This window comes from Pedobacter sp. Leaf250, from assembly GCF_920984735.1.
Taxonomy (GTDB): domain Bacteria; phylum Bacteroidota; class Bacteroidia; order Sphingobacteriales; family Sphingobacteriaceae; genus Pedobacter.
Map to the genome: position 1 here is coordinate 187683 of NZ_CAKLBU010000001.1, position 21800 is coordinate 209482.

At 36.4% G+C, this 21800-nt stretch carries 15 protein-coding genes; 5 read left to right on the top strand and 10 right to left on the bottom strand.

Features of this window, described 5'->3' with window-relative positions; all coding sequences use genetic code 11:
• Positions 1–4: 4 nt before the first annotated feature.
• The 7 genes from LUA91_RS00920 to lpdA form a co-directional block, all read right to left on the bottom strand.
• A complete protein-coding gene (locus LUA91_RS00920) occupies positions 5–1453 on the bottom strand; it encodes a circularly permuted type 2 ATP-grasp protein (protein ID WP_231424073.1) in 1449 nt (482 codons plus the stop codon).
• A 544-nt stretch (positions 1454–1997) separates the two neighbouring features.
• A complete protein-coding gene (locus LUA91_RS00925; RefSeq protein WP_231424074.1) occupies positions 1998–2525 on the bottom strand; it encodes a ferritin in 528 nt (175 codons plus the stop codon).
• Positions 2526–2898: 373 nt separating this feature from the next.
• A complete protein-coding gene (locus LUA91_RS00930; RefSeq protein ID WP_231424075.1) occupies positions 2899–3258 on the bottom strand; it encodes a hypothetical protein in 360 nt (119 codons plus the stop codon).
• A 73-nt stretch (positions 3259–3331) separates the two neighbouring features.
• Positions 3332–3898 (bottom strand): GNAT family N-acetyltransferase, encoded by a 567-nt coding sequence (locus tag LUA91_RS00935; protein WP_231424076.1) that lies wholly within the window; start codon positions 3896–3898, stop codon positions 3332–3334.
• Positions 3899–4738: an MBL fold metallo-hydrolase gene (locus LUA91_RS00940; RefSeq protein WP_231424077.1), complete on the bottom strand. Its 840-nt coding sequence runs from the start codon at positions 4736–4738 to the stop codon at positions 3899–3901.
• Positions 4739–4874: 136 nt separating this feature from the next.
• On the bottom strand, positions 4875–5204 hold the full coding sequence (locus LUA91_RS00945; RefSeq protein ID WP_231424078.1) for a multidrug efflux SMR transporter: 330 nt from the start codon (positions 5202–5204) through the stop codon (positions 4875–4877).
• Between the two features lie 219 nt (positions 5205–5423).
• Positions 5424–6812 carry a dihydrolipoyl dehydrogenase gene (gene lpdA / locus LUA91_RS00950; protein ID WP_231424079.1) on the bottom strand — a complete coding sequence of 463 codons (1389 nt, stop codon included), beginning with the start codon at positions 6810–6812 and terminating at the stop codon, positions 5424–5426.
• A 677-nt stretch (positions 6813–7489) separates the two neighbouring features.
• Here lpdA and LUA91_RS00955 point away from each other — a divergent pair.
• Positions 7490–10903, top strand: a complete 3414-nt coding sequence (locus LUA91_RS00955; RefSeq protein WP_231424080.1) for a TonB-dependent receptor — start codon at positions 7490–7492, stop codon at positions 10901–10903.
• A gap of 291 nt (positions 10904–11194) precedes the next feature.
• Here LUA91_RS00955 and LUA91_RS00960 read toward each other — a convergent pair whose 3' ends face one another.
• Both LUA91_RS00960 and LUA91_RS00965 read right to left on the bottom strand, forming a co-directional pair.
• Positions 11195–12376, bottom strand: coding sequence for an AIR synthase related protein (locus LUA91_RS00960; protein WP_231424081.1), 1182 nt, complete (start codon positions 12374–12376; stop codon positions 11195–11197).
• Between the two features lie 327 nt (positions 12377–12703).
• Positions 12704–14878, bottom strand: coding sequence for a glutamine synthetase III (locus LUA91_RS00965; protein ID WP_231424082.1), 2175 nt, complete (start codon positions 14876–14878; stop codon positions 12704–12706).
• Positions 14879–14987: 109 nt separating this feature from the next.
• Between LUA91_RS00965 and LUA91_RS00970 the strand changes: the two genes are divergently transcribed.
• On the top strand, positions 14988–15923 hold the full coding sequence (locus LUA91_RS00970) for an energy transducer TonB (protein ID WP_231424083.1): 936 nt from the start codon (positions 14988–14990) through the stop codon (positions 15921–15923).
• Between the two features lie 215 nt (positions 15924–16138).
• On the opposite strand, the gene purL is transcribed toward LUA91_RS00970, so the two are convergent.
• Entirely contained in the window at positions 16139–19858 is a 3720-nt protein-coding gene (gene purL / locus LUA91_RS00975; protein WP_255717732.1) for a phosphoribosylformylglycinamidine synthase, read from the bottom strand.
• Positions 19859–20057: 199 nt separating this feature from the next.
• Here purL and LUA91_RS00980 point away from each other — a divergent pair, with 199 nt between their 5' ends.
• Genes LUA91_RS00980 through LUA91_RS00990 form a run of 3 tightly spaced genes read left to right on the top strand, consistent with a single transcriptional unit; the run spans position 20058 to position 21686 of the window.
• A complete protein-coding gene (locus tag LUA91_RS00980) occupies positions 20058–20441 on the top strand; it encodes a VOC family protein (protein ID WP_231424085.1) in 384 nt (127 codons plus the stop codon).
• Positions 20442–20462: 21 nt separating this feature from the next.
• Positions 20463–20975, top strand: coding sequence for a hypothetical protein (locus tag LUA91_RS00985; protein WP_231424086.1), 513 nt, complete (start codon positions 20463–20465; stop codon positions 20973–20975).
• Between the two features lie 9 nt (positions 20976–20984).
• Positions 20985–21686 carry a tRNA1(Val) (adenine(37)-N6)-methyltransferase gene (locus LUA91_RS00990; protein WP_231424087.1) on the top strand — a complete coding sequence of 234 codons (702 nt, stop codon included), beginning with the start codon at positions 20985–20987 and terminating at the stop codon, positions 21684–21686.
• Positions 21687–21800: the final 114 nt, after the last annotated feature.

Sequence of the window (21800 nt, forward strand, 5' to 3'; positions counted from 1 at the left end):
TATTCTAAGAAGTTAAAACCCATGTATCTTTACTGCCGCCACCTTGCGAACTGTTTACAACCAAAGAACCTTCTTTTAAAGCTACTCTGGTTAATCCGCCTGGAACAATTGAAATTCCATCGGGGCCATTCAACGCAAATGGGCGCAAATCAATTCTTCTGGGTGCCAATTTTCCGTTGATAAAGCAGGGAGCAGAAGAAAGGCTGATGGTGGGCTGGGCAATGAAATTACGTGGGTCTTTTAAAATCTCTAATTTATATTCTTCAGTTTCCTGTTCAGTTGCAGCATGGCCCATTAACATGCCATAACCACCACTGCCGTTGGTTTTTTTGATCACCATCGTATTGATGTTCTGAAAAACATAATCCAGCTCATCGCGGTTGCTCAATTGGTAGGTGGGCACATTTTTTAGAATGGGTTCTTCGTTTAGATAATATTTGATCATATCTGGAACGTAGGTGTAAACGGCCTTATCATCGGCAACACCATTGCCCACCGCATTAACTATGGCTACATTTCCTTTTCTATAAGCGCCCATTAAACCTGCAACACCTAATACACTATTCGGGTTAAATACTAATGGATCTAGGTAGTCATCATCTACCCGGCGATAAATTACATCTACCTGTTGTAGGCCCGTAGTGGTTTTCATGAAAACTTTCTGATTTTTAACCACCAAATCGCGTCCCTCAACCAGTTCTACACCCATTAACCTCGCAAGGGTTGTATGTTCATAATATGCAGAATTATACATACCAGGACTTAACAGAACAATTGTAGGATTGGAAACCGCTCGTGGTGAGAGTGCCATTAAGTTTTTATACAGAATAGCCGGGTATTCTGTAACACTTCTTACGCCACATTGTGGAATTAAATCTGGAAAGAGCCGTTTCGTAATCTCTCTGTTTTCGAGCATGTAACTTACTCCGGAAGGCGTACGCAGATTATCTTCCAATACATAAAAGGTTCCGTCGTGATCCCTGATTAAATCGATGCCGGCAATGTGTATGTATATATCGTGTAATACATTCACATTATGCATTTCTCTTAAAAAATGCGGACAGGAATAAATTACATTAATGGGCACAATTTGATCCTTAATGATAAATTGATTGCTGTACACGTCTTTTAGAAAAAGATTTAGTGCTTTCAGGCGTTGCTTAATTCCTTTTTCGATAAACGACCATTCACCAGAGGTAATGATGCGGGGGATGATATCAAAAGGGAATATCTTTTCAATTCCTTCACCGCTATCATAAACGGTAAAGGTAATGCCTTGACTCATGAAGAGTTTTTTAGCCAACTCTTCCTTTTTGTTTAGGTTTTCGAGAGATTCTTTAGAGAAGTTATTGATGAAATTTGAGTAGTGATTTCTGTAATTTTCACTATTGAGAAACATTTCATCATAAGTTTTGGGATGATTTAAGTAATTTTTTATAAAATTTTCTATCATTTGACTTAAATATTTGCTTAATGTATGATTTTGGTAGTAAAAAATCATAAAATATTTACAAAAAATAAATTTTATATCAATTCTTAGGTCTTTTTATTAAAATTATCGATCAATTTTTGTGTTTAAATAATTTTTTAGTGAAATATTTTTATTTATTTATAAATATTGCTTGCTTATATGAATAAAGTTTGTACTTTTGTGATGCTCGTTAATTATTATTATATATTTGGTTTAAGAAAAGCGCTGGCAACGGCGCTTTTTTTATAAAATTCTTCAGACTTATTCATAATCAACATAACAACCAAACAAACTAAACTAAAAGAAGCTTACATTGATATCAATGTAAGCTTTCTTTTTTATGCTCATTCGGTGAAGCGATTGATTAAATATTTATGATTCTGAAACGAGTTCAGGATGACTGCCTTGTTAATATGTTTTTTATGCGGATGAGATTCTGAAACGAACTCGGGGTGACGATCTGTAAAACAAAAAAAAGCCATCTCACTAAAGATGGCTTAAATATTTGTTTTGTTAGTTGTAATTCTTAATCTTCAGAATAGGTGATTTTATTCACGTGCTTATCAATTTCCCATCTTCCAGTGCCTTCTTCGCCAATTACTTCAAATAATTCTAATGCTCTACGTGCTTTATATTCTTCTTCACGTTGCTCTTTCAAGAACCAGTTTAAAAATTCCATAGTAACAAAATCCTGTTCTTTATGGCATCTCGATGCTAAATTTTTAAAACTTTGTGTAATTGCAATTTCTGCTTCCAGGGCATCTTCAAAAACTTCTCTGAATCCGGCAAAGTCAGTTTTGATTCCTGTTACTTCTGGAGAAATTGCATTACCGCCCATATCCAAAACATATTTGAACAATTTCAACTGGTGCATTCTTTCTTCCTCTGATTGCTTTGTGAAATAATCAGCAGAGAAGTCGTAACCATTTTGGTTACACCATGATGCCATTGATAAATATAATGATGAAGAGTGGGCTTCTTTTTTTATTTGCTGATTTAAAAGTGTTTCAATATCCTGTGATATTAAACATTTTATACGCATTAAATCTTTCATAATTTCTGTGCTTTAATAACAATACAAATGTAATGTGAATTTGTTCATTTATATCATTTATTTGCTATATGAAATTAGTCTAAATTGCTGATAATAAGTTATTTGTAATGAGTTTAAATAATGATATGCGGATGAGATATTCTGGGAATGGGGAATAGGGAATAGAAAACAGGTGATCGAATGAATAACGCCAAACGGATACTTGCTGTAAGTTAGGGAGATAGTAAGGAAGGGTCAAGGAGAAAAGATTAAAGAGCAAAGATTATATCGCAGTTTATATAACTAACTATAATTATCAAAGAACTAATAACTAATGAACCTATAAACAATTGGCTAATGAACCATTGAACTAATGAACCATTGAGCAAATGAACTAATAAACTAATCTATAAAGACAATCACTAATCAGGTGATTTAATTTAAACATGGTAAATGCACCTTGTAACAAATCTTTTAAAGCGACAATTTCTAAGGCACTTAATAAGTAGATATGATCGCATCCGTTAAAGGTAAGTAGCTCAAAATCTGCTCGGTGTGTATTTAATAAAAGTTCTTCAATATCAATTTGCTCCACAACCTTTTTAAGTTTTTGAAGCGATAGACAATTGTACTTGGCAAATTTTCCACCAAAATCAACATAAAAGCAATTTAATTTATCTGATTGATAAACAGAGCCATGTGCATTTGAGAATACGTTAACCAGTTCATTGATATCGATACAAGCTTTTTCCATCAGTTGCGAAATTGCTCATTATTTAGATTAAATACAAATAAAAATTAAATAAATTTGTAATGTGACAATTGCACTAGTTAACCTCAACATTAAAAATCAGATGTAAATAAGTTCCGCCGAAGAAAATTTTTGTGTTTTGGGTTTTAAACTCCAATTTTTCATACAATTCTTTTGCTCTGGTATTTTCTTTTTCAACCAATAAGCCAACTTGTTTGTGTCCAAGTTTTTTAGCCCAGGCTATTCCAGCATGAATAAGCGCCTTGCCAATTCCTTTTCCTTGTGCACTGGGTTTTACACTAATTGTATCGAAATAAAATTCTCCTTCCTGTGTTTCCGGTTCGGGATGTGAGTTGAACGTTTCATTACTGCTCATGGGATCTGCAAGAAAATTATCCCTGAGTTTAATCAGGCTTGCACCATCGTAAGCATTTAGTGAGCCAATAATTTCTTCATTTTCACTATACACCAATGTATTCTCGAAGCTGTATTGATTGTTTTTTAATTGAAAGAAGTGCAGGAAAAATTTTGAAATAACTTCCGGGCTTTTTGAATTGACAAACTTTCCAGCCAATTCTCCCATAGCCTGAATAATTAGCGGCACCACACTATCTGCATCCGATGGTTTTGCTGGTCTGATCATTTATATATCCTTTAAATCGAAAGTACTGGCCACACGAATGCCTTTTTCAGTTCTTTGCAAGTTGCAACATTCATTAATTGGATCGTGCTCTAAATACAAAATATAATCGTTGTCTACTGCTTCCTCCAAAAATGCCTGTTTTTCCTTCAAGGTCTTTAATGGAAACATATCGTATGCCATTACATAAGGCAGTGGCAAATGTCCAACAGAGGGTAGGAGGTCTGCCATATACACTATTGTTTTGCCTTTGTAATTAATTTTGGGAAGCATCATTGCATCAGTATGGCCATAAGCAAAGCTGATGTTGATATTCTTTTGCCATTCTATATTTTCTTTCTCATCGATAAATTTCATTTGCCCACTGTCTTGAATTGGCAGAATATTATCTTTTAAAAATGATGCCTTTTCTCTAGGATTTGGTTCTGTTGCCCAATCCCAGTGCTTTTTATTACTCCAGTAGTTTGCGTTTTTAAAGGTTGGAACAAGTTTGTCATTTTCTCTTGTAACGGCACCTCCAACATGATCAAAGTGCAAATGCGTTAAAAAAACATCAGTAATATCATCTAAGCCAAAACCTAACTTAAATAGCGATCTGGTTAATGAATCTTCACCATGTAAAAAATAATGACTAAAAAACTTCTCATCTTGTTTATTGCCTATACCCGTATCTACAAGCGTAAGTTTATCTTCATTTTCTATCAAAAGACATCGCATGGCCCAAGTACAAAGGTTATTTGCATCTGCAGGATTCGTTTTTTGCCATATCACTTTAGGTACAACCCCAAACATGGCACCACCATCTAGTTTAAATAATCCAGTATTTATTGTGTGTAGTTTCATTATAATATTAAGCAGTTTTACAGATACCAATACACAGGTACCCAGCATTCTCAAATCTGTTAAAAATAAGAAATCCCTTCAGGATTTACTGAAAGGATTTTATAATTGAAATATTTTAATTCTTTATGTTCCGGAATTAAGCAGATTTATCAGGTGTTACCATTTTCAATCCAACAATAGAAAGGATTAGTAAACCTATAAAAAATATTCTCCAAAAGTTGGCATCCTCTTTAAAGTAGAGTATTCCGACCAAAACGGTACCCACAGCACCAATACCCGACCAAATGGCATAAGCTGTACCTAGCGGAATTTGTTCAATTGCCTTGGTTAAAAACACAAAACTGATAATGACACAAACCACAAAGGCAGTAGCCCATTTCCAATTTGAAAATCCTTCTGATAATTTTAATGATGTAGTAAATCCAACCTCGAATAATCCGGCTATAATTAGTAAAATCCAATGCATAATGTGCTCTTTAGTTTTTAATGAAAATTTTGTAAGTTAATAATCGAACAGATAAAAGAGCTAAATGTTTTAATGGATGACCTAATTCATTCGTTGTGAGGTGCGAAGCAATATGCTTGATATTATCAATACTTGATCTGCTTAGTTATGTGACTATAGCCATAACAAAAAAAGGAGCTCAAAACTGAACTCCCTTTTAATAATATTGATAATTTAATTTTATAAATGTATTACTTCTCCGTAAGCATCAGCAGCGGCTTCCATAATTGCTTCGCTCATGGTAGGGTGAGGGTGTACTGATTTAATCATTTCATGTCCAGTAGTTTCTAATTTACGGGCTACAACGATTTCAGCAATCATTTCGGTAACGTTGGCACCAATCATGTGTGCGCCTAACAATTCACCGTATTTGGCATCGAAAATTAATTTGATGAAACCATCTTTTGCACCAGCAGCACTTGCTTTACCTGATGCTGAGAAAGGAAATTTACCGATTTTTAATTCATAACCAGCAGCCTTTGCAGCCTTTTCTGTATAACCTACAGAAGCAATTTCAGGTGTGCAGTAAGTACAGCCCGGAATATTGTTATAATCTAATGCCTCTACATGTTGACCAGCAATTTTCTCCACACAAATAATACCTTCTGCAGATGCTACGTGAGCCAAAGCCTGACCACCAACAACATCGCCGATAGCGTAATAACCTTTTACTGAAGTATTATAGAATTCATCAGTAACGATTTTACCTTTTTCGGTTTTGATTCCGGTTTCTTCCAGGCCAATGTTTTCGATATTAGCCACAATACCTGCAGCCGAAAGTACAATGTCGGCTTCGATTGTTTGCATACCCGATGCTGTTTTTATTGATACTTTACAGCCAGTGCCAGCAGTATCAACTGCTTCAACAGAAGCTGAAGTCATAACATCGATACCAACTTTTTTAAGACTACGCAATAATTGTTTAGAAACATCTTCATCTTCTACCGGAACCACATTTTCCATAAATTCGACGATGGTTACTTTTGTACCCATTGTTGCATAGAAATATGCAAACTCTACACCAATAGCTCCAGAACCTACAACCACCATGCTTTTTGGTAATTCGGGAAGTACCATTGCCTGGCGATAGCCGATAATTTTTTTGCCGTCTTGTTTAAGATTAGGTAATTCTCTTGAGCGAGCGCCGGTTGCGATAATGATATTTTTAGCGGTTAATTCTTTTTGAGAACCATCAGCACCTTTAACTTCTAATTTGTTGCCTGGTTTTACTTTACCAGTACCCATGATGACATCGATTTTGTTTTTCTTCATCAAAAACTGAACACCTTTACTCATGCCATCAGCAACACCGCGACTGCGTTTTACAACTGCAGCAAAATCTGCTGTTGCACCTGCGGTAGTAATTCCATAGTCAGCAGCATGATTGATATATTCAAATACCTGTGCACTTTTTAACAGTGCTTTAGTAGGGATACAACCCCAGTTTAAACAAATACCACCTAATGATTCACGCTCTACAATTGCAACTTTCATTCCTAATTGTGAAGCTCTGATTGCAGCTACATAACCACCTGGGCCGCTGCCTAAAACAATAACGTCGTAATTCATACCTTTTATAAAGAGTTTTGCTTTTAATCGTTTATCAATGTCGTAATCTTCTTGTGGAAGCAGTCTCCAAATTCAGGATAATTCTCGGATTGACGGTTAGGCCATCTTTCACATTACAATGTGGTGCTAATCATAGAACCACTAATTGCCAAAACTAAAAAAAAAATGTTAATTGGCAGTGATGATTATAGAGATACATTGTCAAAATTTGAAAATTGACAAACAACCTTTCAATAAGTATTCATTTATAATTGAAATTTTCGAAAATTGATTGAGTAATTATCAGGTTTAGCATTTATAATAATGTTTTAAGAGATTATTATGGTCTATTAATCGCTAAACATCTTAATCGTCAGTGATTTGTCAGTTTTGGTTGTTGAAATAATTAATTTCAAAGAGCGATTTTTGGAGAAATTCTATTTATCGTGGTTTTTAGATTCGATAATGGCAATATTTTATTACTTTTTTTAATAAATATTTAATAAGGCTAACATTCGATTAATAAACTGAAACTTAAAAGGTTAATCTAACATGTTAATTGTTGAAAAGTTTTGGAATGGTTAACGATTATTTAACATTGGATGTTAAAATCTGTTAAATATTATTAATTACATTTGCGCCAATAAAATCACCCCCGATTATTATTCAACAAACAAAAAACAATTAAAAAACAAAGTATGAACAAATCTTTACTTTTAAGATTAGTACTCGTTATTGTTACAGTTGTAGGATTTACATTTGGTGCTATTGCACAGGTAACTACATCATCAATGACAGGAACAATTAAGGATGCCAAAGGCGCCCTACCTGGTGCAAGTGTAAAAGCTACGCATACACCAACAGGTACAGTTTACTCTGTATCAACCAACAATGATGGTCGTTTTACTATTGGTGCGATGCGTGTTGGTGGTCCTTACACTATTGAAGTGAGTTTTGTTGGCTATAAGCCATCAACATTTACTGATGTTTATTTGAAAATAGGCGAACCTTATGTAATTAATCTTACTTTAGTTGATAACAGTTCAACTTTAGCTGAAGTTAAAGTAGTAGGTCAAAGTGCTAACAGCATTTTAAATTCAAATAAAAATGGAACTTCTACTGTAATTGCAAGGCAACAAATTCAATCATTACCTACAATTACCCGTAGTGTAAACGATTTAACGCGTTTAACTCCACAAGCCAATGGCCAATCTATAGGTGGAGGTAATTACCGTTCGAATAATTTTACTGTAGATGGTGCTAACTTTAATAACCAATTTGGTATTGGTCAAAACATCCCTGCTGGTGGTTCACCAATTTCAATTGATGCATTGGAGCAAATCTCAATCAATGTAACACCTTATGATGTTCGTCAAACAGGTTTTACTGGTGGTTCTGTTAGTGCTGTAACCCGTTCTGGTACAAATGCTTTTCAAGGTAATGCATTTTATACAATGCGTGGAGAAGAAAATCAAGGTAAAAGAATTGGTGATACCTATAGAATTCCTGATGCAGCTATCCAAAAATTGGATGAGAAGAATTATGGTTTCAGTTTAGGTGGTCCAATCGTTAAAGATAAATTATTCTTCTTTGTTAACTACGAGAAAAAACATACTATTCAACCTGGAACTACAAGGATAGCTTCAACTCCAGCTTTACCTTATGGTGCACCAGGCTCTCCTAATACTGTTGTTCAAGCTTCAGCATCTTTCTTAAATGAAGTTTCATCATACTTATTTAATACTTATGGTTATGCTACTGGACCTTATCAAGGTTATGCAAATGTTAGTGATAACGAAAAAATGTTTGCACGTTTAGATTGGAATATTTCTAAGAACCACCGTTTCAGTGTTCGCTATAACCAAGTTGAAAGTCAAACTCCAGCATCTGCAAGTACTTCTGTAACAAACTCTGCAGTTATTGGTTCATTAGCTTATAACAATGCAAGATCGGGCACGGCGAATAATGCTGGTTTACCTTTCTTTAACTCAAACTATTATCAGGCAGCTAACTTATATTCTGCCGTTGCTGAGTTAACTTCAAACTTTGGTAGTAAGCTTACTAACGTAGCACGTGTTACTTATTCACACCAAAATGATCCAAGAAATTCTGATAGCTCGCCATTTCCTTTAGTGGATATTTTAGATGGATCACAGACTGCAACTTCTGCAAATGCTGGTAACGTATTAACAACATTTGGTTATGAGCCATTTACTTTTGGAAACTTACGTGATGTTAAAGGTTATACTTACAGTGATGATTTAAGTTTAGCCCTGGGCAAACATAACATTACTTTAGGTTTACAAGCTGAATTGAGTACAACAACAAATGGTTTTCAACGTTTTGGAACAGGTTTTTATAGTTTCAGATCTTGGGAAGACTTTAAAAATGGTGCAAAACCATTGCAATATTCTGTAACTTATCCTCTAACAGCTGATGGTTCTCAAGCTTTTCCTAGCTTTAAGTTTGCTCAATATTCAGCCTATTTACAAGACGAGTTCACTGTAACTGATCGTTTAAAATTAACTGCTGGTATTCGTTTCGAACAAGCTACTTATCCAAATTCTCCTGGTATTTTAACACACCCACTAGTAGCTGCACAAACTTTTGCAGATGGTAGAAAAGTAGATACAGGTGTATTGCCAGAAAATAGAATTTCTTACTCTCCAAGATTTGGTTTTAACTGGGATGTGAACGGAGATCGTTCATTACAAGTTCGTGGTGGATCAGGTATCTTCACAGGTCGTGTGCCATTCGTATGGATCGTTTCTCAATCTAGTGATGCTGGTTTATTACAATACTTGCAGACTTATTCAAGTGCCAATGGCGGAACCGTTCCATCATTTAATCCAAGTATAGCTCCAAACTTGCTTACTGCAACTAGGCCTGCTGCTGGAACTAGTATTCCAGGAACGATTAGTGTTATGTCTCCAGATTTGAAATTTCCTCAAACCTGGAAATCAAGTTTAGCCTTTGATATTAAATTACCATTTGGTATCGTTGGTACTTTAGAAGGAATCTATGGTAAAGATTTAAATGTTGCTGTTGCAAGAAACATCAACTTGGAAAACCCTACAGCAATCAATATCACTGGTTATCCTGATAACAGACCTTTATTTCCAAACTCTACTGCCGCAAGACAGATTGTTGATATAAACAGTGCAGGTATTCCAACTGCCAATGGTACTACTGCATTAAACGTTACGGAGATGACTAATGCAAAAGGTGGTTACAACTGGCAGGCAACTGCACAATTAACAAAACAATTTTCAAACGGTGTTTCTGCAATGATTGCCTATACACGTTCTGATCAACGTAATTATGGTGATGGAGCAGGTGATCAATTAGGTAACTTATGGTCGATTCCAGCTACATCAACAAATCCAAATACGCCGACTTTAAGTTTTTCTCAAAACTTAAACCCAGATCGTATTATTGCTAATATCTCTTACAGAAAAGAATATTTGAAAAACCTTTCAACGTCAATCTCATTATTTTATGAAGGTTCTCAGCAAGGTAGATATTCATACGTATATGGTGCTGATTACAACAGAGATGGTGTTAACGGAAATGATTTAATTTATATTCCGAAGGATGCATCGGAAATGAATTTCGTAGCTATTCCTACAAACTTAGTAACTTCTACTAATGCTGCTGGTGTGGTTACAACAAGAGCATATCCAAGATCATATACTGCTGCTGAACAGGCTGCTATTTTTGATGCTTATATTTCTCAGGATCCTTACTTAAGTAAACACAGAGGTGAGTATGCAAAACGTAATGCTGCAACATCTCCTTGGAGAAATCAATTCGATTTAAGAATCACTCAGCAAGTATTCAAAAACTATGGTAAATCTAAAAATAGCTTTGAATTTACTGCAGATATCTTTAACGTAGGTAATTTGTTAAACCGCAAATGGGGTAATGTAAATTTTGTAAACAATGCTAATATTTTGGTTCCTCAAAATCCAACTCTTGTTACAGCGACTACAAAGCCAACATTTATCATGGCTGCAGCTCAAGGAGATATTGTTAGAAATACTTTCGGTACTTCTCAAACAATTTCTTCAACGTATTACATGCAGTTCGGTGTTCGTTATAACTTTAACTAATACTAAATTCTTATCATAATATCAAAGCCCCAACTTTTTAGTTGGGGCTTTTTGATTTATAAGGATTTTTTAAAATACAATTGCTCTTAAATTAATATCGAATGCGATGATGTAATTGAGGATTCTGAAGGTGGATAATAATATTCTATATATTGAAGTGGTCTGTTTTGTGCTTTCGAGTATATTATTAAAATCCTGAAGTTTGATAATGATTTTAATGCACAGCAATTTCTCTATACAAAAAAAACCGAATAGGTTATCTATTCGGTTTTTTCCTGTAATTATATAGTTCTAATTATAAACGAATGTTCCTTTTTCGCTTTCGATTGTAACTTGTTTTTGGCTTCCCTTTTCTACACGGCCAATAATTTTTGCCTCGATATTAAAGCTTTTCGATATATCGATAACGTTTTGAGCAATTTCTTCAGGGATATACAATTCCATTCTATGGCCCATATTAAATACCTTGTACATTTCTTTCCAATCGGTGCCAGATTGCTCCTGAATTAATTGGAACAAGGGAGGGATTGGAAATAGATTATCTTTGATCACATGAATATCATCATTGATGAAATGTAATACTTTCGTTTGTGCACCACCACTGCAGTGAACAATTCCATTGATCTGGCTTCGATAATTTTCTAATATTTTTTTAATTACCGGTGCGTAAGTCCGTGTAGGAGATAAGACTAATTTTCCAACGGTTGTTGTACCAAAACCTTCTATTTCAATTTCCTCAGTTAATTGTTTCTGACCTGAAAAAACTAAATCAAACGGAACAGCCGGATCGAAGCTTTCAGGATAATTGCTTGCAACAGCTTTCTCGAAAACATCATGACGGGCAGAAGTTAATCCATTAGATCCCATTCCGCCGTTGTATTCTGTTTCGTATGTTGCTTGTCCGTATGATGCCAAAGCCACAATAACATCGCCTGGCTTAATGTTATCGTTGCTGATTACGTCTTCACGCTTCATGCGGCAGGTCACCGTAGAATCAACAATAATGGTGCGTACCAAATCGCCAACATCGGCAGTTTCTCCGCCAGTAGAGTAAATTGAAATGCCTTGCTCACGTAGATCAGCCAAAATTTCTTCTGTGCCATTAATTACAGCGGCAATCACTTCACCAGGAATCAAATTTTTATTCCGACCAATGGTAGAAGATAAAAGGATATTGTCGGTTGCTCCAACACAAATTAAATCATCAATGTTCATGATAATGGCATCTTGAGCAATTCCTTTCCAGATCGACAAATCGCCAGTTTCTTTCCAATAAACATAAGCAAGGGATGATTTAGTTCCAGCGCCATCAGCATGCATGATATTGCAATATTCATTATCGCCACCTAAAATATCGGGGATAATTTTGCAAAATGCTTTAGGGAAAATTCCTTTGTCGATATTTTTGATGGCATTGTGCACATCTTCTTTGGAGGCGGAAACGCCACGTTGATTGTACCTGTTATCACTCATGTTGGCGCAAAGATAAGGAATAGAGGCAAAAGGTGGAAGGTAAAAGGTAAAAGGTTTTTAGAAAGGGAAGATGTATGATAAAAAATGGGAATTGGTAGTGGGGAATGGGATATTTAAGATAGATGATGGAAAATGGATTAGTAAGCTGAAGGACTAAAGGTTTTACAATTTGTTTTACCATTTAAGGAATTTAAGAAAATGTAAGCTTGTATGTTTGGCACTTAGCACATCGAATCTTAAAATCCTTAAATCTTAAAAATCCTGATCAAAAAAAGGGCGTAAAGTTTACACCTTACGCCCCATACCTTAAACCTTAAGGCTTAAAATCTATTTCATGAATAATAATTCTCTGAATTTTGGTAAAGGCCAAACGCTATCATCTACAATTTGCTCCAATTTATCTGCATGGTAACGAATCGTATCGAAGTAAGATTTAACTTTCTCGTCGTAAGCAATTGCTTTCTCGCGTGTATCTTCGATTTTGTTGGTGACTTTACGCTCTTCTAACATGGCATCGATATTGGTTTTAACAATATCTAAATGCTCCGAAAGTTTTTTAACGATATCAAGAGATGATTTACTTTCTATACCCAATTCTTTTAATCCTTTAACGTTTGTGATTAATGAGTTTTGGTAAGCAATTGCCGCAGGGATAATCGCAGTGTTTGCAACTTCACCCATTACACGAGCTTCGATCTGTAATTTTTTGTAGAAGTTTTCTAACATGATCTCATGACGGGCATGAATTTCACGTTTGCTGTAAATGCCAGTTGTTTCAAATAAACCAGCCGATTTTTCAGTTAAATAAGCATCTAAAGCTTTAGGCGTAGTTTTGATGTTTGATAAACCGCGTGTTGCTGCTTCATCTTCCCATTCCTGGCTATAGCCATTACCTTCAAAACGAATCGATTTAGATTCTTTGATGTATTTTTTGATTACCGTTAATAAAGCGATGTCTTTTTTATCACCTTTTTTAATCAATTTATCAACTTCAGCTTTGAATTTAACCAATTGCTCAGCCATGATCGCGTTTAAGATCGTCATCGGAGCTGAAGAGTTAGCCGAAGAACCAACTGCTCTTAACTCAAATTTATTACCTGTAAAGGCGAAAGGAGAAGTACGGTTACGATCGGTATTATCCAACAAAATTTGAGGGATTTTAGGGATACCTAACCAAAGTGCATTGTCTTCTTTGATTTTTTTGCTGATGCGTGAATGCTCAATCTCATCCAATACATCGTTCAATTGTGAACCTAAGAAGATTGAAATGATTGCAGGTGGCGCTTCGTTGGCACCTAAACGGTGATCGTTGCTTACTGATGCAATGCTTGCACGTAATAAATCTGCATGTTCGCTTACTGCTTTAATCGTGTTTACGAAGAAAGTTAAGAACATCAGATTGTTTTTTGGCGTTTTACCCGGAGCCAACAAGTTTTTGCCAGTATCGGTAATTAACGACCAGTTATTGTGTTTACCAGATCCATTGATTCCTGCATAAGGTTTCTCGTGCAATAAAACGCGGAAGTGGTGACGACGAGCAACTTTCTCCATCAAATCCATCAACAATTGATTGTGATCGATAGCCAGGTTGATTTCTTCGTAAATTGGCGCACATTCGAATTGAGAAGGCGCAACCTCATTGTGACGGGTTTTTAAAGGAATACCTAATTTCAGCGCTTCATTTTCAAAATCAACCATGTAAGTGAAAACACGTTCTGGAATTGATCCGAAATAATGATCTTCTAACTGCTGGCCTTTAGCAGACATATGTCCGAATAAAGCACGGCCAGTTAATAATAGGTCAGGACGAGCATTGAATAATGACTCATCAACCAAGAAATATTCCTGTTCGATACCCAATGAAGCATTTACTTTGGTAATGCTTTTATCGAAATATTGACAAACATCTACAGCTGCTTTATCAAGCGCTGCCAATGCTTTTAATAATGGAGCTTTATAATCTAGAGCTTCACCAGTGTATGATACGAATACGGTTGGAATACAAAGTGTTTTACCTGCCTTGCTCTCCATAATAAATGCCGGAGATGATGGATCCCATGCAGTATAGCCACGAGCTTCGAAAGTGTTGCGGATACCACCGTTAGGGAAACTTGATGCATCTGGTTCTTGTTGAACCAATGCACTGCCAGCAAATTTCTCGATAGCACCTTCGCCGCTTGGCTCAAAAAATGAATCGTGTTTTTCAGCAGTTGTACCTGTTAACGGTTGGAACCAGTGCGTATAATGTGTTGCTCCAGAGGCCATTGCCCAAGATTTCATTGCCGTCGCAATCTGATTGGCGTCTTCAGCGTTAATTAATTCACCTTGGTTGATTGATGATATTAATTTTTCATATACGTCCTTAGATAAGAAATCTCTCATTTTTTTCTTATCAAATACATTAGCGCCAAAAAAATCAGAAATTTTTGAAGATGGTGATTTAACTTCTGGTGAAATTCTGTTTTGAGCCTCTTTTAATGCGATGGTTCTTAAGCTTTTCATTAATTTGTTATGTTTTTTGTCAAAAATAGTATATTTTATTAATTTTTATAAAACAATCGTATGATTTCTATCAATTTTATTGAAAATGAAATAAAAAAATGTTTTTTAAATGAATTTTTTCATTATTCGTAAAGAAAATAGATTTTTTACTTCTTTTATGGAATTGGTGATTTTGCTACATCATGCTGTAAAAAAATTAATAGCTATGTTCAATTCATCAATCAATGTGTACAAAACCGAGTGGCTCGATCTTGTATTTGCAAACCGCAACAAAACCTATGGCGCTTATGAATTAAGATCGAAGTCGTCTAAAATTATGACCAAAGCTTTATTGGTTTCGGTGAGTTTATTTTTACTACTTGCATTTGCACCAATGGTGTACAGTAAAATGTTTCCAGAAGTGGTAGAGCAGGTTGTTCCACCTAAAGTGGTTGATTTAACGAATGTGATTCATGAAATGAAAAAGCCTGAACCCGAGAAAAAGGTGGAGCCAGCGAAAGCAGAACCGGTTAAGGTTAAAACTGTTAAAATGACCTCGAACATTGTAGTGGTTGATAAAACAGAAATTAAAGATCCACCAACGATAAAAGAAATTCAAAATGCGGTGGTGAGCAATATAACCCAAGATGGGGAAATTAAACCAAATTTAACTTTGGTTACACCGAGTACAAATGGCAACGGCAACGGTGTGGTTAAAGAAGGCGAGGGTGGAGGAGATTCAAACGCTGTTGTGGGTATTGAGGGCGTAGATGAATATCCGGAATTTGCAGGCGGCATGAAAGCTTTTACCAAATATATGGAGCGTAATTTACGTTATCCTTCTCGAGCACAAGAAGAAAGTATTCAGGGTAAAGTTTTTGTGAGTTTTGTAGTTGAAAAAGACGGCTCTATCACCGATGTAAAGGTTTTAAGAGGAATTGGTTTTGGGTGTGATGAAGAAGCGATGAAAGTAATCAAGAAATCTCCGTTATGGAAACCAGGTAAAAATAAAGGAACGCCCGTTCGTGTGCGTTACAATATGCCGATTAATTTTAATTTGATGTAGGGAGGGATGGAAGATGTGAGATGGAAGATGTGAAATGGATGATGTGGGATGGAAGAGGTGAGATGGAAGATGTATTTGTTTAACGCTCAAATAACTGGAATGGTGAGTGGGATTGTAAACGAAAAGGCTTGAGTTTTACTCAAGCCTTAGTTTTTTATCAGATATAAAGTAGAGGAGAGGATTTTTTGTCCAATCTCTATCTTAGGTTTTCCTCCCTACTTAGATTCTATCCACTTCCTTGCATTTACAAAAGCTTCCATCCATGGCGATACCTCATCTTTTCTGCCTTGCGGATAGTTTGCCCAGTGCCATTGGAATAATGAACGTTCAATATGCGGCATCATCACCAAGTGACGACCGGTTTCATCACACATCATTGCGGTATTATAATCTGATCCGTTCGGGCTTGCCGGATAAGTTTCGTAAGCGTATTTGGCTACAATTTTGTATTGATCTTCTGCGTAAGGTAAAGAGAATCTTCCTTCGCCATGCGATACCCAAACGCCTAGAGTGCTTCCGGCTAAAGTTGATAACATTACCGAATTATTTTCCTGCAAGGTTAACGAAGTAAAAATACTTTCGTGTTTACCACTCTTATTGTGGAGCATTTTTGGTTTATCCTCGTGATTTTTGTTAATCAAACCAAGCTCTACAAATAACTGGCAACCATTACAAATACCAACTGATAAAGTATCGGGGCGGGCAAAGAATTTCTCTAAAGCCACCCTTGCTTTTTCATTGTATAAAAATGCACCAGCCCAACCTTTTGCCGATCCTAAAACATCAGAATTAGAGAAACCACCAACAGCGCCAATAAATTGAATGTCTTCTAATGTTTCTCTACCCGTGATCAAATCCGTCATGTGTACATCTTTCACATCAAAACCTGCCAAATACATGGCATTTGCCAACTCACGTTCGGAGTTACTTCCTTTTTCGCGGATAATTGCCGCTTTCGGACGAGGTTTAGCCGAATCGATTACAGGTTTCTTTCCATCAAATTGCAATGGGAATCTGTAATTTAAAACATGGTTTTTATAGTTATCGTAACGTTCTTTCGCTAAGCCGTTTCCGGTTTGTTTACTATCCAATAAATACGAAGTTTTAAACCAAACATCGCGTAAATGATCAATGCTGAAACTAAAACTTTCAGCAGCATTTTTTACTTCCAGCGTAGCTGATGATTTTACTTCCCCGATTTTATGGAAAGTTACACCAGCCTCAGTCAAGGTTTTTTCTGCCGAAACATCTGCCTGGAAAATCAAAGCAATGTTTTCTGCGAATAAAACTTTAATTATATCTTGTTCTGCTAAGGCTGTCAGGTCTATTGAGGCACCTAAATCGCGATCGGCGAAACACATTTCCAATAAGGTTGTGATTAAACCACCGCTGCCAATATCATGTCCGGCTTGTATTTTATCTTCCTTAATTAATTGTTGAATGGTGTTAAATGCTTTCGAGAATTGATAAGCATTTTTTATATCAGGCGTTTCCGTACCGATTTTATTTAAAATCTGTGCAAAAGATGAACCACCTAATTTATAAGTATCGTTAGATAGGTTGATGTAATAAATAGAACCGCCATCCTTTTGAAGTACCGGCTCAACTACTTTTGTAATGTCGTCACAATTTGCTCCTGCAGAAATGATCACCGTTCCAGGGGCGATTACATCACCATTTTTGTATTTCTGTTTCATCGAAAGTGAATCTTTACCTGTCGGGATATTGATTCCTAAATCGATGGAAAATGCTGAACAAGCTTTAACAGCTGCATATAAACGGGCATCCTCGCCTTCGTTTTTACATGCCCACATCCAGTTTGCAGAAAGTGAAACGCTTTTTAAACCATCTTTTAGTGGTGCCCAAACGATATTTGATAAAGATTCTGCAATTGCATTGCGGCTCCCTGCAGCTGGATCAATCAGCGCTGAAAGTGGGGCATGACCAACCGTGGTGGCAATTCCTTCTTTTCCCTGAAAATCAAGAGCCATCACGCCAACATTATTTAAAGGCAATTGCAATGGTCCGGCGGTTTGCTGTTTGGCAACACGTCCACCTACACATCGGTCTACCTTGTTGGTTAACCAATCTTTCGATGCTACAGCCTCCAATTGCAACACCTGCTCTAAATAAGTAGTCAGCTGTGCATTATTATAAGTAACTGCGTCATATTCGCGGTTGATGGTTTGATCTTCCATCACAATTTTTGGAGAGCTGCCAAACATGTCTTTTAGTTCGAAATCCATCGGTTTTGCTCTAGTGGTTTCAGATTTAAAAGTAAAACGATGATCGCCAGTTACCTTGCCTACCGTATACATAGGTGAGCGTTCGCGGTCGGCAATTTTCTGTAAAGTTTCAATATGTTCGTTGCTGATCACCAATCCCATTCTTTCCTGGGATTCGTTGCCAATAATTTCTTTTGCGGATAGGGTAGGATCGCCAACGGGAAGTTTGTCTAAATTGATTAAACCACCGGTTTCTTCTACCAACTCTGATAAACAGTTGAGGTGACCGCCTGCGCCGTGATCGTGGATTGAAACGATAAAGTTTTCTTCACTCTCTACCATGCCACGAACCGCATTTGCCGCCCGCTTCTGCATTTCAGGGTTGGAGCGTTGAATCGCATTTAATTCAATTCCAGATCCATGCTGACCAGTATCAGCAGATGAAACTGCTGCGCCACCCATTCCAATTCTATAATTTTCGCCACCAAGTACTACAATGTTATCGCCTTTCTGTGGTTTTAGTTTTTGTGCCTGACTTGCCTTGCCGTAACCGATACCACCAGCCAGCATGATTACCTTATCGAAACCTAATTTGCGAGATGTATTACTGAGCTTGTCGAAATGTTCATGCTCAAAAGTTAAAACTGAACCGGAAATTAGTGGCTGACCAAATTTATTTCCAAAATCTGTAGCGCCATTTGAGGCTTTGATCAGGATATCCATGGGGGTTTGATACAACCATTCTCTTTCTTCAACACCTTTTTCCCACTCACGGCCATCTTCTAAACGAGAAAGGGCAGTCATGTAAACTGCTGTTCCGGCTAAAGGTAATGAGCCTTGTCCGCCTGCTAAACGGTCTCTGATTTCGCCACCAGAGCCTGTTGCTGCACCATTAAAAGGTTCTACTGTGGTTGGAAAATTATGAGTTTCTGCTTTTAAGGAGATTACAGAATCGAAATCGCTTGTTGCGTAAAAATCTGGAATATCAGCACGTTTTGGTGCGAACTGCTGCACTTTTGGCCCTTTTATAAAAGCTACGTTATCTTTATAAGCAGAAACAATATCGTTGGGATTTTCTTCCGAAGTTTTGCGGATTAACTTGAATAATGAAGTGGGTTGTTCTTCACCATCAATTACAAAAGTGCCGTTAAATATTTTATGGCGACAGTGTTCAGAATTTACCTGCGAGAAACCAAAAACTTCCGAATCTGTTAAGGGTCTTTCCAGGTTTTTCGCTAAAGTATTTAAATATTCAACTTCCTCATCACTTAAAGATAAGCCTTCTTGTTTGTTGTATGCGGCTATATCTGTAATTTCTAAAATTGGTTCAGGTTTAATGTTGATGGTAAAAACCTCCTGATCAAGTTTAGCATATTTTTGAGAAAGCATCGGGTCATAATCAGCAAAATTTTCAGCAACAGCTTTAAATTCTTCAATTCTGATGATGCCCTGCATGTCCATATTTTGGGTAATCTCTACCGCATTGGTGCTCCAGGGGGTAATCATTGCCGCTCTTGGTCCAACGAAAAAGCCTGTTAAAGCCATTTCCTGCGAAATTCTGGCGCCGCCAAATAGCCATTCAAGTTTAGTAATATCATTTTGGGAAAGCGATTTATCTGTTTGAAGAACAAAAACCACTTGCGATTGCCCTTCGACAGGCTCAGGATGACTAGAGAAGAAATGAATCATGCTTTTTTTTTGAAAGTGCAAAAATAGGTTTTTTAAATTTAATGCGGGAAGGAATGAATGATTGAATGAGAGAATTTTGAATGAATGAATGTAAAAATTAATGATAGAATAAATGAGTTTGGAATGATTGAATTTTCTATGAGATTTTAAATTCAATCATTTTATGCAACTTTGCCTCAAACACTCAGTCCTTTTTTAATTCAAAATTCAATTATTAATTATGTTTAACCGCATTCATCATATTGCTATTATTTGTGCTGATTACGAAAAGTCGAAAGATTTTTACGTTAATAAACTGGGTTTTACAATTCTGGCAGAAGTTTACCGCAAGGAGCGGAAATCGTACAAACTGGATTTAGTAGTGAACGGATTATATCAGATTGAGTTATTTTCCTTTGAAAACCCTCCTGCAAGGCCATCGCAACCAGAAGCTCAGGGTTTACGTCATTTGGCTTTTGAGGTGGATGATATTGATTTCGAAATTGATCGCTTAAATGCCAATGGCATTGTTACAGAAGCCATTCGGGTGGATGAGTTTACAGAGAAAAGATTTACTTTTTTTGCTGATCCAGATGGGTTGCCCTTAGAATTATATGAAAGATAAATCATTTAAATTACGCTCAATATGAAGAAATTTTTGTTTAGCCTGGTGTTTGGGTTGGTCTCTTTGGAAGGTAATGCACAAATAAAATATACAGGAAAGGTGGAGATTGGTCGTCAGATTTTTCTTTCCAGACCTATTAGGGTAGACCCAGGCCCTGGTTGGAGAGGATATCAATTAAATAACAATCAAAGTGGTTTAGATTTAAGTATTATCAATGGGATAAGTTTTAAAGATAACCTCCGTTTAGGATTTGGCGTTGGTTACCTTAATTATGAAGGGATTAGCGGGTATTCTTTCTTTGGCGATTTAGAATTCGCTACTTCGAAGGATAAAGTTTCGCCGCTATTCAATTTGAAGATCGGGCAAAGCCACATCAATAATCAATATGATAATGGCTCTACTGATTCTTTTGTGGATTTTGGTGCAGGAATTGAATATCGAATTTCCAAAAAGATAGGATTGCAGTTGAAAGCAGGGTTTAGGTTTGTACATCAATCTATTTTTCTTCCGATAAGAATTGGTGCAAGGTTTTAGGGATTACAAATGAGCGTTTTTAAATTCAAGCAATTTGAGGTTGATCAGACCGGTTGTGCCATGCGCATCAATACGGATGGGGTTTTGCTCGCTGCCCTGGTTCATCATCATCATCCTAAAAAGATATTGGATATTGGAGCCGGTACCGGGGTTATTGGGCTGATGTTGGCACAGCGTTATCCTGAAGCTGATGTTTGTGCTGTAGAAATTGATCAGCAAGCAGCCGAAACCGCTGGAAAGAATTTTGCCAATTCCGCTTTTTCAGAGCGATTATCAGTTAATCATATCGCCATCGAAAAATATCATCATCCTGAAAGATTTGATTTGATTGTTTCCAATCCTCCTTTTTTTGTTAATGATCTCAAAAATGAAGAAGTAAGAAAAGGCCTGGCCAGGCATGCCAGTGATGATTTTTTTGGTTTATTGGTTGAAAAATCAAATGAGTTATTAAGTGAATCCGGGAGCTTATGGTTCATTCTTCCGATAAAACAGGCTGAAGAAGTTATTGCGGTGGCTAAAAATTACCAGTTGACAATCAGGGTTCGTATCAACATTCATTCTGATGTACAAAAGGCCACTTTCAGGCAAATAATATGTTTGAGCAGGGTTGGTGATTTGCTGGATGAAAGCAATTTTTATATATACGAATCGCGTGGTGAGCATACCCTACAATATAAGAAGTTATTAAAAGATTTTTTCCTGGCATTTTAATTCAGTTATGATAAGATCGTATAGGAAAAAAATCTCTACGGTCGTAAATTTTGTCGGCAAAATTGGAATTGCTGGTTTTAGTATAAAATATTTCTGCGATTTGAATTTTGGATA